Source organism: Streptomyces melanogenes (genome assembly GCF_014649795.1).
Taxonomy (GTDB): Bacteria; Actinomycetota; Actinomycetes; order Streptomycetales; family Streptomycetaceae; genus Streptomyces; species Streptomyces noboritoensis.
Map to the genome: position 1 here is coordinate 309,311 of NZ_BMTS01000010.1, position 13,043 is coordinate 322,353.

Consider the following 13,043-nt stretch of genomic DNA (forward strand, 5'->3'; position numbering starts at 1 on the left):
GGGGGCGGCGGGGCGCCGCCTATACAACGGGCTTGGCGGCGCTTTCGGTTCCCGTGGTGGTGGCCGGCTTGGCGGGGGCGTCGGGTGCCGTGGTCTCGGTGAGGCCCGGCCCCGGCCGTCCCAGGCCCGACGAGCCGATGGCCATCAGCACGGAGAGCAGCGTCGCCAGGCCCGCGGTGGCGAGCGCCGCCTTCCAGTCCACGTCGAACAGGTTGGTCGCCCCGGCCGTCAGGACCGCCGCGAGCGACTGGGCGAAGGTACGGACGGCCCGCTCGGCAGTGGCCTTCCAGAAGGCTTTGGTGAACATGGAACGCTCGCTCTCTCGTGCGTGGTCAATGCGGGGTCAAGTGGTCTGGGGACAGGGGGCGTTGAGGTGCGGGAACTTGAGGTGTTCCTGGCATACCGCGGAACACCCCGCGCCGACAGGGCCCGCGCGGCGGGGATCGGCTGAGTTCGGTTGAGGTCGGCCGGGTTGGACTGAGCCGGGCCGGGTTCGCCCAGGGCAGGTGACGGAACCGCGACCGCCCGAAGCCGGCGGCGGCGTCGGGCAAGCGACTACGGGCAGCCGGTCAGAGCGCCGTCGCGGCCAGCCACGCGTCGAGCACCTCGCGCTCGCCCGCGACCGTGAACTCCTCCTCGCCGGGCGCCCGCCGCCCGTACACGAGCAGCAGCAGTTCGCCCGCCGGGCCCTCGACGGTGACAGTGGCGTCGGCCTCGGGGGCGGCGGAGCCGCTCGCGCCGCCCGCGGCGTTCTCCCACCGGAAGCCGTTCGCGCCGCCAAGGACCACCGTCCAGGCGGCACCCGTGTCGGTGGCGCGCAGCCGCAGGGACGCGCCGTCCCGGCCGAGCGCGGCGCCTGATTCCGCGAGCCGCCCGAAGTACGGCAGGTTCTCCAGGAACTCCTCGATGCCGTCGGCCGCCGTACACGCCTCGACGCGTGGCGTACGCCCCAGCGCCAGCTCGGCGTCCGCGAGATGCACCACGGCTTCGAACAGCAGCCGCCGGGCGAAGAACCGGACGTGCTGGTCGGCGCCATGCGACCACATCGGGGTCTCGGGGTCGGCCGAACGCAGCACCCGCAGCGACTGCTCGGCCGCGGCCGCCAGCCAGTCCGGGTAGTCCTTCTCCTCGTCCGGCAGCTCCAGCGGCACGTCCCTCGACCAGACGCGCTCGGTGACCCGGTGGCGTACGAGATGGGCGATCCAGCGGTGCGTGGTGCCGTGGTGGCGGGTGAGGTCGGCGAAGGTCCAGCCCGGGCAGGCGGGCACCTCGGTCGCGGGGTCGGCGGCGCGCACGGTCTCGGCGAACCGCCGCACATGCGTCTCCATCGCGTCGCAGTAGCGCTCGTGCTGGTCCTCGTCGAGCCCGAAGCCGTCCCCGACCTTGAGCAGGTCGTCGCGCCAGGGCCCGGCAGGTTCGCGCAGCGCGGCCGCCCGGAACAGCGCGGCGAGCCGCCGCCGGTCCGCGGGGGCGAGCCGGTCCAGGACGTACGCGCTGCCCTCCAGCCACTTCACCGCGGTGTCGGGGTCGAGCACATCGTCCTCGCAGGTGTCCACCGCGGTGACCAGCACCGCCAACGCCTCCGCCAGCGCCTGTTCCAGCGCCTCGCTCATCCGCTTCCCCCTCGCCGTCACCACCCGGACCGCGTGACACTACCGCGCGGTACGATCGCTCCGCCATGGAGATGAATGCCAGCTACACAAGCTTTGTCGCAGTCGGCGATTCCTTTACCGAGGGCATGTCCGACCTCCTGCCCGACGGCTCCTACCGCGGCTGGGCGGATCTGCTCGCGGCCCGGCTCGCCGCCCGGACGCCCGGCTTCCGTTACGCCAATCTCGCCGTACGCGGAAAGCTCATCGGCCAGATCGTCGACGAACAGGTCGAACCCGCCGCCGCGATGCGCGCCGATGTGGTGACCCTGGTCGGCGGCCTCAACGACACCCTGCGTCCCAAGTGCGACATGGGCCGGGTACGCGGGCTCCTCACCGAGGCCGTCGAGAAGCTGGCGCCGTCCTGCGGCCAACTCGTCCTGATGCGCAGCCCCGGCCGCAACGGCCCGGTGATGGAACGCTTCCGCCCGCGTATGGAAGAGCTCTTCGCCCACATCGAGGACCTGGCCGCCAAGCACGACGCCCTGGTCGTCGACCTGTACGGCGCGGCCGTGCTCGGCGATCCGCGCCTGTGGGACGTCGACCGGCTCCATCTGACCGGCGAGGGGCACCGCCGGGTGGCCGAGGCGGTCTGGCAGAAGCTCGGGCTCCCGGCCGAGGACGACTGGCTCGCCCCGCTGCCGCACGGGCCGCGCCCGCGCTGGGCGACGCGCCGCGTGGCCGACGCGCGGTTCGCCCGGCAGCACCTGGCCCCGTGGATCGCGCGCCGCCTGACCGGCCGGTCCTCGGGCGACGGCCGCCCGGCGAAGCGCCCGGAGCTCCTGCCGTACGCCCCGACCCCACCGGCGAACGGGGTACCGGGCACGGCGTCCGGCGACGTGACCGCGCTCTCGTAGCAAGCCACAAACCGGACCGGGGCGCTGGCCTGCAGAAATCGCCAGTAGAATCTGGACACGTGACTGCTGTGTCTGCGAAGCCTCGCATCCCCAATGTCCTGGCCGGCCGCTACGCCTCCACGGAGCTGGCCGTCCTCTGGTCCCCCGAGCAGAAGGTGAAGCTGGAGCGTCAGCTCTGGCTCGCCGTGCTGCGCGCGCAGAAGGACCTCGGGATCGAGGTGCCGGACGCCGCCCTCGCCGACTACGAGCGCGTACTCGACCAGGTCGACCTCGCGTCGATCGCCGAGCGCGAGAAGGTCACGCGCCACGACGTGAAGGCCCGGATCGAGGAGTTCAACGCCCTCGCCGGACACGAGCAGGTCCACAAGGGCATGACGTCCCGCGACCTGACCGAGAACGTCGAGCAGCTCCAGATCCGGCTCTCCCTGGAGCTGATGCGCGACCGGACCGTGGCGGTCCTGGCCCGCCTCGGCAAGCTCTCCGGCGAGTACGCCGAGCTGGTCATGGCGGGCCGCTCGCACAACGTCGCCGCGCAGGCCACCACCCTGGGCAAGCGCTTCGCCACCGCCGCCGACGAGCTGCTCGTCGCCTACGGCCGTCTGGAGGAGCTGCTCGCGCGCTACCCGCTGCGCGGCATCAAGGGCCCGGTCGGCACCGCCCAGGACATGCTCGACCTGCTCGGCGGCGACGCCTCGAAGCTCGCCGAGCTCGAACAGCGCATCGCCGGGCACCTCGGTTTCGCCCACGCCTTCACCTCCGTCGGTCAGGTCTACCCGCGCTCGCTCGACTACGACGTCGTCACCGCCCTGGTGCAGCTCGCCGCCGCGCCCTCCTCGGTCGCCAAGACGATCCGGCTGATGGCCGGGCACGAGCTGGTCACCGAGGGCTTCAAGCCCGGCCAGGTCGGCTCGTCCGCGATGCCGCACAAGATGAACACCCGCTCCTGCGAGCGCGTGAACGGCCTGATGGTCATCCTGCGCGGCTACGCCTCGATGACCGGCGAGCTCGCCGGCGACCAGTGGAACGAGGGCGACGTCTCCTGCTCGGTCGTCCGCCGGGTCGCGCTGCCCGACGCGTTCTTCGCCTTCGACGGCCTGCTGGAGACCTTCCTCACCGTGCTCGACGAGTTCGGCGCCTTCCCCGCCGTCGTGGCCCGCGAGCTGGACCGCTACCTGCCCTTCCTCGCCACCACCAAGGTGCTGATGGCGGCGGTACGCGCCGGGGTCGGCCGCGAGGCCGCGCACGAGGTCATCAAGGAGCACGCCGTGGCGTCCGCCCTGGCCATGCGCGAGCAGGGCGCCGAGCGCAACGAGCTCCTCGACAAGCTGGCCGCCGACGACCGCATGCCGCTCGACCGCGCCCAGCTCGACGCCCTGATGGCCGACAAGCTCTCCTTCACCGGCGCCGCGGGCGACCAGGTCGCCGTGCTGGTCTCCCGTATCGAGGAGATCGCCAAGCAGCACCCGGCCGCCGCCGCGTACACCCCCGGCTCGATCCTCTGACCGCGCCCACCCCCTCTCACGGGTCCTCCCGATGACTCCCGAGGAACTCCAGGCCGCCCGCGACACCGTCATCCCCGACGTGGCCGCGGGCGGTCTGTCCGTGCTCTTCTGCGGCATCAACCCGAGCCTGATGTCCGGCGCCACCGGCCACCACTTCGCCCGCCCGGGCAACCGCTTCTGGCCGGTCCTGCACCTGTCGGGCTTCACCCCGCGCCAGCTGAAGCCCTGGGAGCAGAACGAGTTGCTCACCTACGACCTCGGCATCACCAACGTCGTCGCCCGGGCCACCGCCCGAGCCGACGAGCTGAGCGCCGAGGAGTTCCGCGAGGGCGGCCGCCTCCTCACCGCCAAGGTCGAACAACTCCGCCCGCGCTACCTCGCCGTGGTCGGCATAACCGCCTACCGCACCGCCTTCGACGACCGCAAGGCCCGGATAGGCCCCCAGACCCGCACCATCGGCGACACCCGCGTCTGGGCCCTGCCCAACCCCAGCGGCCTGAACGCCCACTGGACGGCCCAGACGATGGCCGAGGAGTACGCCCACCTCCGAGCAGCGGCGCAAGCAGACGGGGACACCGCCACCAGCTAACCCGCTTGCACCGGCCGCCCGGGGTATCAGCACCTCGCCCCCGGCCTAGGGCATGCGCCCCCAGATCCTGGCCCAGCGCTCCCGGCCCGCCTGGAGCACCACGGGGTCGGGCTCGGCATCACGCGAGTCCAGCGCGACCCCGCACACCCGGCAGAGCTCGTACACCTCCCTCCCGTTGAACCACCGCACCACCCCGTTCTCCCCCACACAGGCCCGGCACGACGGTGCTCCCCCAGGGACGAGAACCGAGCCGAGGACACCGAGCCCCAACCTCCCCGCGCCAACACCCCCCTTCCCTCACCCCGCCGCTTCCGGCCCCCGCCTCCGCAGACGGATGTCCGTGTCCATGGCATAGCTCTGCGTCCAGGTACGGCCCACGTCCGACTTCCAGGTGACGTGCGCCGTCGAGATGGCCTCGTCCACCTTGACCCGGTCCACTGTCATCGACCGGTCGCCGTCCCTTACGTCGCCCCGCCTCAGGTCCTGCGCCTTGACCGACACGGGCTCGCTCGGTGTCAGGTTCTCCGCCTCGTTCGCCGCCTGCACCAGCGCCGCCGCCAGCTCCCGGGCCTGTGCGGGGGTGAACTCGGCGACCGACGCCTCACCACCGCCCGCGTAGCCGGTCATCTGGACCACGCCGTCCGCGACGACGGACACTTCCGTCGTACCGCCACCCAGATCCGCCACTGCGTACGTCATCACGATCTCCTCACCCGCCGGCAAGAGACGGCGACGCCCCAGGACGTTACGCCACACCGGCCCGCCGACCCGTCACCCGGCGGCCCTGCCCGCACCTCCTACGGCCTCACGGCGGATCAACCTCTGTCACCACCGCCATCAGCTGGAACTCCAACTCCGCGTCCCACTGCGAGACGCCGACGGCGATCCAGTGGTGGTCCACCCGCCAGAGGTGGAGGTACGGAACGCTGTTGCTCAGCTCTCCCCACGGCTCGGCTATCTCCTCTCCTTCCATGCCTCGGGTCAGCACGCTCCAGAGGTTGAACATCTGCGCCGCGCCCCACCGCTGGCTCAGCAGCTCGGCGAGGGCCTCGCACTCCGCTTCGTACTGCTCCTCCACTTCGACGCGTCTGCTTCCGTCGTCGTCCCAGAAGTCCTCGCTGGTGCTGAGCTCCGCCAGGTGGTAGCCGGGTCCGCTGGTGAGCGCCCCCGACCTGCCGCGCTCCGCGGGGAAGTCGCGGACGCGCAGCAGATCGATGACTTCGAGATGCCGTGCGGTGGTCATGCAGTCAGTAAACCCGCCGCCACTGACAATTGGCCTCTCAGGCGTCCCTCCGCCGCAGCGCCCACCAGCCCGCCCCCACGGCCAGCCCGCTCCACGCCATGAGCACGGCCATGCCGCTCCAGGCACCCAACGGCCCTTCCGGGTGGAGCAGCAGGATCTGCTGGCCCGCCCGATCCGGCAGGAAGTCCGCGGCACTGCCGCCCTGCGACACGTCCCCGACCACGAAGGGCGCAATCAGGAACATCGGCACGAGCACGCACATGCTGCCGGTGACACTGCGCAGGAGCGCAGCGAGGCCCGCGGCCAGCAGGCTGAGCAGGGCGAGGTAGAAGGCGCAGCCGACCACCGCGCGAAGCGCCCCCGGATCACCGATGCCTATGCCGAACCCCTTGTCCATGAGCGCCTGGCCGGACAGGAACGAGGTCAGGCTGGTGACGAGCCCCACGGCGAAGACAAGACCGGCGATCACGACGAGCTTCGCCGCGTAGAACAGCCCCCGGTTGGGCACGGCGCCGAGCGAGACCCGTATCCCCCCGTTCTTGTACTCCGCGGCCATCGCTATCGCCCCGAAGGTGAGTGCCGCCATCTGCCCGAAGTTGAGGCCGTAGTAGGAGAACAGAATGGGCTCGACGAAGTCGTCACTGTCGGGCTCCGGGCGCCCCAGCGTGGCGCACACCAGGATGGTCAGCCCGGCTGTCGCCAGGAACACCGATATCAGCGAGCCGACGAGGGACCGCAGCGAGCGGACCTTGATCCACTCGGCGTGGAGAACTGCGGGGAACGACACGGCTCATACCTCCTGGTCGGTGGTCGAACGGACGGAGCGGAAAGACGGGGACGAAGAGGAAGAAGGGGAAGAAGGGTCGGATAGGTTCGCGTGGTGGGATGAGGTGTGAGGGGTCGAACGGTTGGGGCCTGCGGCCGAGCCGGACGCGAACTCCGCCTCGTCTGCCGTGAGGTCGAGATAGGCCTGCTCCAGCGTTGCCTCCTCCGTCGCGAGTTCGAGGATCGGGATGCCGTCCGCCGCTGCGAGCGGGCCCACGTCCTCGACCCGGGCGCCCTCCACGATCCATCGACCGTCCTCGCCCTGGACGGGTGTGAAGCCCCGCGATGTCAGGAGGGTGCGCAGGCGGCTGCCTTCGGTGGTCCGCAGGCGTACTCGCGGCTGAATGCGCGAGTCGATGAAGTCCTGCATGGGCGTGTCGGCCAGGAGCCGTCCTCGGCCGAGGACGACCAGGTGGTCGGCGAACGAAGCGGTCTCGTTCATCAGATGGCTGGAGACCAGGACGGCCCGGCCCTCGCGGGCAAGCCCCCGCATCAACTCCCTTATCCAGATGATCCCTTCCGGGTCGAGGCCGTTGGACGGCTCGTCCAGGATCAGCACCGAGGGGTCACCGAGCAGGGCCGCCGCGATCCCGAGCCGCTGACGCATGCCGAGGGAGAAGGTCTTGATGCGCCGGCCCGCGACACGGGCGATACCCGCCTCTTCGAGCACCTCGTCCACGCGTCGGGCCGGTATTCGGTTGCTGGCGGCCAGGGCCAGCAGATGGTTCCGCGCGGTGCGCGAGCCGTGCGCGGCCTGGGCGTCGAGCAGCGCGCCGACGTGGCGCAGCGGCTCGTCGTATTCCACGTACGGGCGGCCGCCGAGGGTGGCGGTGCCCGACGTCGGCCGGTCCAGGCCCAGGACGAGCCGCATGGTGGTGGACTTGCCGGCGCCGTTGGGGCCGAGGAAGCCGGTGACCTGGCCGGGCCGCACGCTGAATGTCAGGCGGTCCACCGCGCGGGTCGTTCCGTACTCCTTGGTGAGCTCTTTGACGTCGATGCTGGTCATGTCTCAACGTTCGCCGTCACCGCAGGTCCGGGGCCTCCCCCGTGCGTGGGGACCGTCTCCCCCGTGCGGGGGAGCCGCGGCGATCCGGACGCTGGCACGATGGCGACATGATCCGCTTTCTCCGCCCGCTGGGCCGCTCCGTGACGTACACGCGATGGCTGCATCTGTCGATGCCCGTCGCGGTGTACGGCATTTGGCTGTTCATCGATATGGAAAAGCCGTATGTCCCGTTTCTCGCCCTGCTGTTGATAGGGCTGATACCGGCCGTGCGTCTGGCCGAGGGGATACAGGTCCAGTTGCTCGTCGTACCGAAGGAGCGGGGCCGGCACGACGCGACTGTCTCCGCCGCGCCGTCGGCCAGTTGGGCCGAGCGCGGGCGGACCGTCATGTGGCTGGAGATACGACTGGCGCTCGCGCTGGTGACCATGGCGATCTCGGCATGGCTCCCCATAGTCGCCTACGAGCTGGTCAGCACCTCCATGGGCCACGGGAGGAGTGACCTTCCTGTCCTGCGCGACGCGGCACCGCACTGGTGGTGGTCGGCGCTGGCTCCGCTGCCCGTTCTCCTCATGCTCTGCTGTGTCGCGCCCCTCGGAGAGCTGGACGCCGCCATCGCGCGGCGGCTGCTCGGCCCGTCGAAGGAGGAGCGGCTGACCGCGCTGGAGGAGCGGACCGAGCGGCTGCTCGAACGCAATCGGATCGCCCGCGAGATCCATGACTCGATCGGGCACGCGCTGACCGTCGCGGTGGTGCAGGCCGGCGCTGCCCGGGCGGCGGGCGACCCGGCGTTCACCGCCCGGGCGCTGGCCGCGATCGAGGAGACGGGCCGGACCGCACTGGACGACCTGGAGCGCGTTCTGCTCGTGCTGCGCGAGAGCGGGGGGCCGGTGGGGCAGCGGCCGACGCTCGACGAGGCCGACCGGCTGCTCGAATCGGCGCGGGCGTCGGGGGCGAAGGTGGACTCCGAGCTGAGCGGCCCGCTGGCGTCGGTGCCGGGTCCGGTCTCCCGGGAGGGGTACCGGATCCTCCAGGAGGCACTGACCAATGTGCTGCGGCACTCGGGTCCGGTGCCCGTGCGGGTGCGGATAGCCGTGTTGAGAGAGCGATTGGAGCTCGATGTGACGAATCCACTGACGGGTTCGATGCCCAGGGGGCAGGGCGGCAGCGGCCTGCGCGGGATACGTGAACGGGCGGCACTGCTGGGCGGCGAGGCCCGGTCGGGTCCGCAGGAGGGGGAATGGAGGGTGCGCGTCCGGCTGCCGCTGGACGGCCTACGCTGACCGGATGCCGGTTACCGTTCTGCTCGTCGACGACGAACCCCTGGTCCGTGCGGGTCTGCGTGCCGTACTGGAGGCCCAGCCCGACATCGAGGTGGTGGGTGAAGCCGCCGATGGCGCCGCCGTCATCCCGCTGGTGCGCCGGCTGCGCCCCGATGTGGTGGCGATGGATGTCCGGATGCCGTTGCTCGACGGCATAGAGGCCACTCGGGCGGTGCTGCGCACGGTGCAGGATCCGCCGAAGATCCTGGTGGTCACGACGTTCGAGAACGACGAGTACGTGTACGAGGCGCTGCGGGCCGGGGCCGACGGGTTCCTGCTGAAGCGGGCCCGGCCCGCCGAGATCGTGCACGCGGTGCGGCTCGTCGCGGAGGGCGAATCGCTGCTGTTCCCGGCGGCGGTCCGGTCGCTCGCGGCCGAGTACGGCAACCGGGACGCCCGGGCGGCGCTGGACAAGGCGGCGCTCACCGAGCGTGAGGCGGCCGTGCTGCGGCTCATGGCGCGCGGGCTCTCCAACGCGGAGATCGCCGCCCGGCTGATCGTCGGCACCGAGACGGTGAAGACCCATGTCAGCGCCGTCCTGGCCAAGTTGGGCGCCCGGGACCGGACCCAGGCGGTGATCGCGGCGTACGAGTCGGGATTCGTGGCTCCGAGCTGATGCGTCTCCGTGACCATCCGCCACTCGCCGTATACCTGACCAGCGAGTACGATCCGGCAGACACGCGTACGAGCTGGGAGGACACACGTTGGGGCGGCTGACCGGCGGGGATCCCTCTCTGCTGCGGCGGATCAACTCCGCGGTGGTTCTCCATGCACTGCGTGGGGCGGAATCTCCCACATTGACCGATCTGACCCGGATCACCGGTCTGTCGAGGCCGACGGTCGAGGGCGTGGTCGAGGGGCTCATGGAGGGCGGGCTCGTCGTCGAGTCGGCTCCCGAGGAGGGTGAGGCGCGCCGTCAGGGGCGCCCCGCGCGCCGGTTCAGGTTCCGGGCCGAGGCGGGCCATCTGCTGGGCATCGAGATCGGCCCGCACCGGGTGGCGGCGCTGCTGTCCGGGCTCGACGGGCGGATCGTCGGTGCCGGGTCCCGCGAGGTGTCGGAGACTGCCTCGGCCGATGAGCGTCTGGAGAAGGTCAGGGCGACGGTCGCCGACCTGCTGCGACGGGCCGGCGTGGCGCGCAGTTCGCTCCGCGCGGTCGGTGTCGGCAGCCCCGGCATAGTGGAGGCCGACGGCACCGTGCGGCTCGGCACGGCGCTGCCCGAGTGGACCGGACTGGCCCTGGGCGAGCGGCTGCGGCGGTCGTTCCGCTGCCCGGTGCTGGTCGAGAACGACGCCAACGCGGCGGCCGTGGCCGAGCACTGGAAGGGCGCGGCGACCGACTCCGACGACATCGTCTTCGTACTGGCCGGGCTGAGCCCGGGAGCCGGGTCACTGATAGGCGGACGGCTGCACCGGGGGTTCGGCGGCGCGGCGGGCGAGATCGGCGCCCTGCATCTGCTGGGCCGCGACGTGACGCCGGAGAAGCTGCTGTCGACGACCGGGGAGCCACTGCACCCGCTGGACGAGCAGGCGGTCGCCGATGTGTTCGCGCTGGCCAAGCGGGGCGACAGCGGTGCGCAGGAGGCGGTCGAGCGGTTCATCCAGCGACTGGTCCACGATGTGGCGGCCCTGGTGCTCGCGCTCGACCCGGAGCTGGTGGTCGTCGGCGGCTGGGCGGCGGGGATCGACGGCGTGCTGGATCCCCTGCGGCAGGAGCTGGCGCGGTACTGCCTGCGGCCGCCGCGCGTGGCCCTCTCCCTCCTCGGGGAGGCGGCGGTGGCGACCGGTGCGCTGCGGCTGGCGCTCGACCATGTCGAGGAGCAGCTGTTCGCGGTCGAGGGCACGGTGACGGCTCGACGCTGAGCGGGCGGGGACGCGGGGCGCCTACGGCGGCCCCGCCATCCCGGACGAAGCACCGCGCCTCCCCCTCCCCCAACGCGAACGGCCCGCCACTCTCGAGAGTGGCGGGCCGTGGCAAAAACGGAGCGGGCAGGTGTCAGGAGGCCTGGCGGTGGCCGTCGTGGCTGATCTGCAGGTCGCCCGAGTCGCCGAAGGTGAGGCGGCAGGTGTCGGCGCGGTAGGTCGCCACCGAGACGGCGACGGTCCGGCCGAGGGAGAAGTAGCGCGTCGTCACGACGAGGACGGGCGCACCCGGCAGCCGGTCGAGCTCCTTCGCGTCGTCGGCGCGGGCCGAGCCCAGCTCGACCGCGCGGTCCTGGCCCTCCAGGTCGAGGCGCTGGAGCTCGCGCAGCACGCTGCGCGCGCGTGCCGGTCCGGACGGCGCGTCGATCGCGGTGAGGTCCGGCACGGAGGAGGCCGGTACGTACAGGAGCTCGGCGGCGACGGGCTGGCCGTGCGTGGTGCGGATCCGGCGGACGGTGTGCACCTCTTCGAGCGGCTCGCTGTCGAAGAGCCGGGCCACCGCGAGCGGCGGGGCGCCGACGGCACAGTCGGCGGCCTGCCAGGAGTCACCGGCGGTGCCGGGCCAGTCGTGCTGCTCGGCGCCGACGGAGACGCCCACGCGCGGCGGGGCGACGGTCGTGCCGACGCCGCGGCGGCGCTGCAGCCTGCCTTCGAGTTCGAGCTGCTCCAGAGCCTGGCGGAGCGTGGCGCGCGCGACGCCGAAACGGGCGGCCAGCTCACGCTCGTTGGGCAGGATCTCTCCCACCGCGAAGTCCGAGTCGAGCGCCTCGCTCAGCACGGTCTTGAGGTGCCAGTACTTCGGCTCCGGCACCGTTTCCAGCTGCGTGGTCCCCACCCTGTCCTCCGCAATCGCCGTGCCCCGGCGGCTTTTCTGCGCCCTTGTTTATTAAAGGTTCCTGCACTAACTCTGCGACCATAGGGCGGCACACCCCCTTGGTCAAGACCAATCCTCGTTCCGTTACGGAACGAAACCGACCCTTGGCCCAGAGCGTTCACACGACGTTCGCGGTCCCGTGAGCCGGGCGCAGCAAAGTGCCCCGTGCCCGGATCCGGGCACGGGGTCGGGGCTGCTGGGGCGCGTGGGGCTAACAGGACGACTGGTCCGCGGACACCTCGCGCCACTCGCGGACGAGGGCGGTCAGTTTGTCCGGGTTCCGTACGACGTAGACGCAGTGGATGCGGCCGTCGAGGACGTCGAGCTGCAGGACGCTGTCCGGCTCGCCGTCGTAGAGGACCAGCACCGCGGGGCCGCCGTTGATCTCCGTGATGCGGAAGTCACCCTCGGGCCCGCCCTCCTGCGACACCGCGTACAGGAAGCGTCCGACCTTGTCGGCGGACTCGATGATCCGCGTCGGGGCCTTGGACTTGCCGCCGCTGTCACCGATGAACCGTACGTCGGGGGCGAGCAGGGAGAGCATGGAGTCCAGGTCGCCGCCGCCCGCGGCGGCCATGAACCGCTCGGTGAGGTCGCGGCGTTGGGCGGGGTCGACGTCGTAGCGGGGCTTGCGCTCGTCGACGTGGCGCCGGGCGCGCCCGGCGAGCTGGCGCACGGCGGGCTCCGTACGGTCCAGGGTGGCCGCGATCTCCGCGAACGGGAAGCCGAACGCCTCGCGCAGGACGAACACCGCGCGCTCCAGCGGCGAGAGCGATTCGAGGACGACGAGGACGGCGAGCGAGACGGAATCGGCCAGCATGGCCTGTTCGACCGTATCCGGTACGACGGGCCCGAAATCGGTCGCGATCAGCTCGGGCAGCCAGGGCCCGACGTAGGCCTCGCACCGCGCCTGGATCTGTCTGAGCCGGTCGATGGCGAGCCGGGTGGTGATCCGCACGAGGAACGCGCGCGGGTCGCGCACGCCGTCGCGATCCCGCGCCGACCAGCGCAGCCACGACTCCTGCACCACGTCCTCGGCGTCGGCGACGCGGCCCAGCATGCGGTAGGCCACGCCCGTGAGGACGGACCTGTGGTCTTCGAAGAGTTCGGCGGCGGTGGGGGCAGTCACCGCTCCATCCCAGCCGACCGGCAACCGGCTGTCCAGAAGGGGAACCCGCGCTGTTCGATTCCTGGCCCCTCGCGCGCTGTCCGGGACCCGCCTCTTGAACTCCAAGCTACCGAGGGGTAATTGTTGCT

15 protein-coding genes are annotated in these 13,043 nt (G+C 71.7%); 6 read left to right on the top strand and 9 right to left on the bottom strand.

Annotation, left to right across the window (positions count from 1 at the left end; translation table 11 throughout):
• Positions 1-19 precede the first annotated feature (19 nt).
• Both IE252_RS23125 and IE252_RS23130 read right to left on the bottom strand, forming a co-directional pair.
• Positions 20-307 (bottom strand): holin, encoded by a 288-nt coding sequence (locus IE252_RS23125; RefSeq protein WP_190091358.1) that lies wholly within the window; start codon positions 305-307, stop codon positions 20-22.
• 262 nt (positions 308-569) lie between these two features.
• Entirely contained in the window at positions 570-1,613 is a 1,044-nt protein-coding gene (locus IE252_RS23130) for a maleylpyruvate isomerase family mycothiol-dependent enzyme (protein ID WP_190091359.1), read from the bottom strand.
• A 65-nt stretch (positions 1,614-1,678) separates the two neighbouring features.
• Here IE252_RS23130 and IE252_RS23135 point away from each other — a divergent pair, with 65 nt between their 5' ends.
• The 3 genes from IE252_RS23135 to mug are packed head-to-tail and all read left to right on the top strand — an operon-like array spanning position 1,679 to position 4,597.
• Entirely contained in the window at positions 1,679-2,506 is an 828-nt protein-coding gene (locus IE252_RS23135; RefSeq protein WP_190091360.1) for an SGNH/GDSL hydrolase family protein, read from the top strand.
• 59 nt (positions 2,507-2,565) lie between these two features.
• Entirely contained in the window at positions 2,566-4,008 is a 1,443-nt protein-coding gene (gene purB, locus IE252_RS23140) for an adenylosuccinate lyase (RefSeq protein ID WP_190091361.1), read from the top strand.
• 31 nt (positions 4,009-4,039) lie between these two features.
• Complete coding sequence (gene mug, locus IE252_RS23145) at positions 4,040-4,597, top strand: G/U mismatch-specific DNA glycosylase (RefSeq protein ID WP_190091362.1); 558 nt, start codon at positions 4,040-4,042, stop codon at positions 4,595-4,597.
• 45 nt (positions 4,598-4,642) lie between these two features.
• On the opposite strand, the gene IE252_RS23150 is transcribed toward mug, so the two are convergent.
• The 5 genes from IE252_RS23150 to IE252_RS23170 all read right to left on the bottom strand — a co-directional run bounded on the left by IE252_RS23150 (position 4,643) and on the right by IE252_RS23170 (position 7,671).
• On the bottom strand, positions 4,643-4,789 hold the full coding sequence (locus IE252_RS23150) for a hypothetical protein (RefSeq protein WP_229848737.1): 147 nt from the start codon (positions 4,787-4,789) through the stop codon (positions 4,643-4,645).
• A 105-nt stretch (positions 4,790-4,894) separates the two neighbouring features.
• Complete coding sequence (locus IE252_RS23155; RefSeq protein ID WP_190091364.1) at positions 4,895-5,296, bottom strand: hypothetical protein; 402 nt, start codon at positions 5,294-5,296, stop codon at positions 4,895-4,897.
• Positions 5,297-5,402: 106 nt separating this feature from the next.
• Complete coding sequence (locus IE252_RS23160) at positions 5,403-5,840, bottom strand: hypothetical protein (protein WP_190091365.1); 438 nt, start codon at positions 5,838-5,840, stop codon at positions 5,403-5,405.
• 37 nt (positions 5,841-5,877) lie between these two features.
• Entirely contained in the window at positions 5,878-6,627 is a 750-nt protein-coding gene (locus IE252_RS23165; RefSeq protein WP_190091366.1) for an ABC transporter permease, read from the bottom strand.
• Positions 6,628-6,630: 3 nt separating this feature from the next.
• Complete coding sequence (locus IE252_RS23170) at positions 6,631-7,671, bottom strand: ABC transporter ATP-binding protein (RefSeq protein ID WP_190091367.1); 1,041 nt, start codon at positions 7,669-7,671, stop codon at positions 6,631-6,633.
• Positions 7,672-7,778: 107 nt separating this feature from the next.
• Between IE252_RS23170 and IE252_RS23175 the strand changes: the two genes are divergently transcribed.
• The 3 genes from IE252_RS23175 (at position 7,779) to IE252_RS23185 (ending at position 10,852) form a co-directional block, all read left to right on the top strand.
• A complete protein-coding gene (locus IE252_RS23175; RefSeq protein WP_190091368.1) occupies positions 7,779-8,951 on the top strand; it encodes a sensor histidine kinase in 1,173 nt (390 codons plus the stop codon).
• Between the two features lie 4 nt (positions 8,952-8,955).
• The gene (locus tag IE252_RS23180; RefSeq protein WP_190091369.1) at positions 8,956-9,606 is read left to right on the top strand and encodes a response regulator; all 651 of its coding nucleotides are present in this window, start codon (positions 8,956-8,958) and stop codon (positions 9,604-9,606) included.
• 88 nt (positions 9,607-9,694) lie between these two features.
• On the top strand, positions 9,695-10,852 hold the full coding sequence (locus tag IE252_RS23185) for an ROK family transcriptional regulator (protein ID WP_190091370.1): 1,158 nt from the start codon (positions 9,695-9,697) through the stop codon (positions 10,850-10,852).
• A 133-nt stretch (positions 10,853-10,985) separates the two neighbouring features.
• Here IE252_RS23185 and IE252_RS23190 read toward each other — a convergent pair whose 3' ends face one another.
• Together IE252_RS23190 and sigJ are read right to left on the bottom strand one after the other, a co-directional pair.
• A complete protein-coding gene (locus IE252_RS23190) occupies positions 10,986-11,747 on the bottom strand; it encodes a GntR family transcriptional regulator (RefSeq protein ID WP_190091371.1) in 762 nt (253 codons plus the stop codon).
• Between the two features lie 250 nt (positions 11,748-11,997).
• Complete coding sequence (gene sigJ, locus IE252_RS23195) at positions 11,998-12,915, bottom strand: RNA polymerase sigma factor SigJ (RefSeq protein ID WP_190091372.1); 918 nt, start codon at positions 12,913-12,915, stop codon at positions 11,998-12,000.
• Between the last annotated feature and the right edge of the window lie 128 nt (positions 12,916-13,043).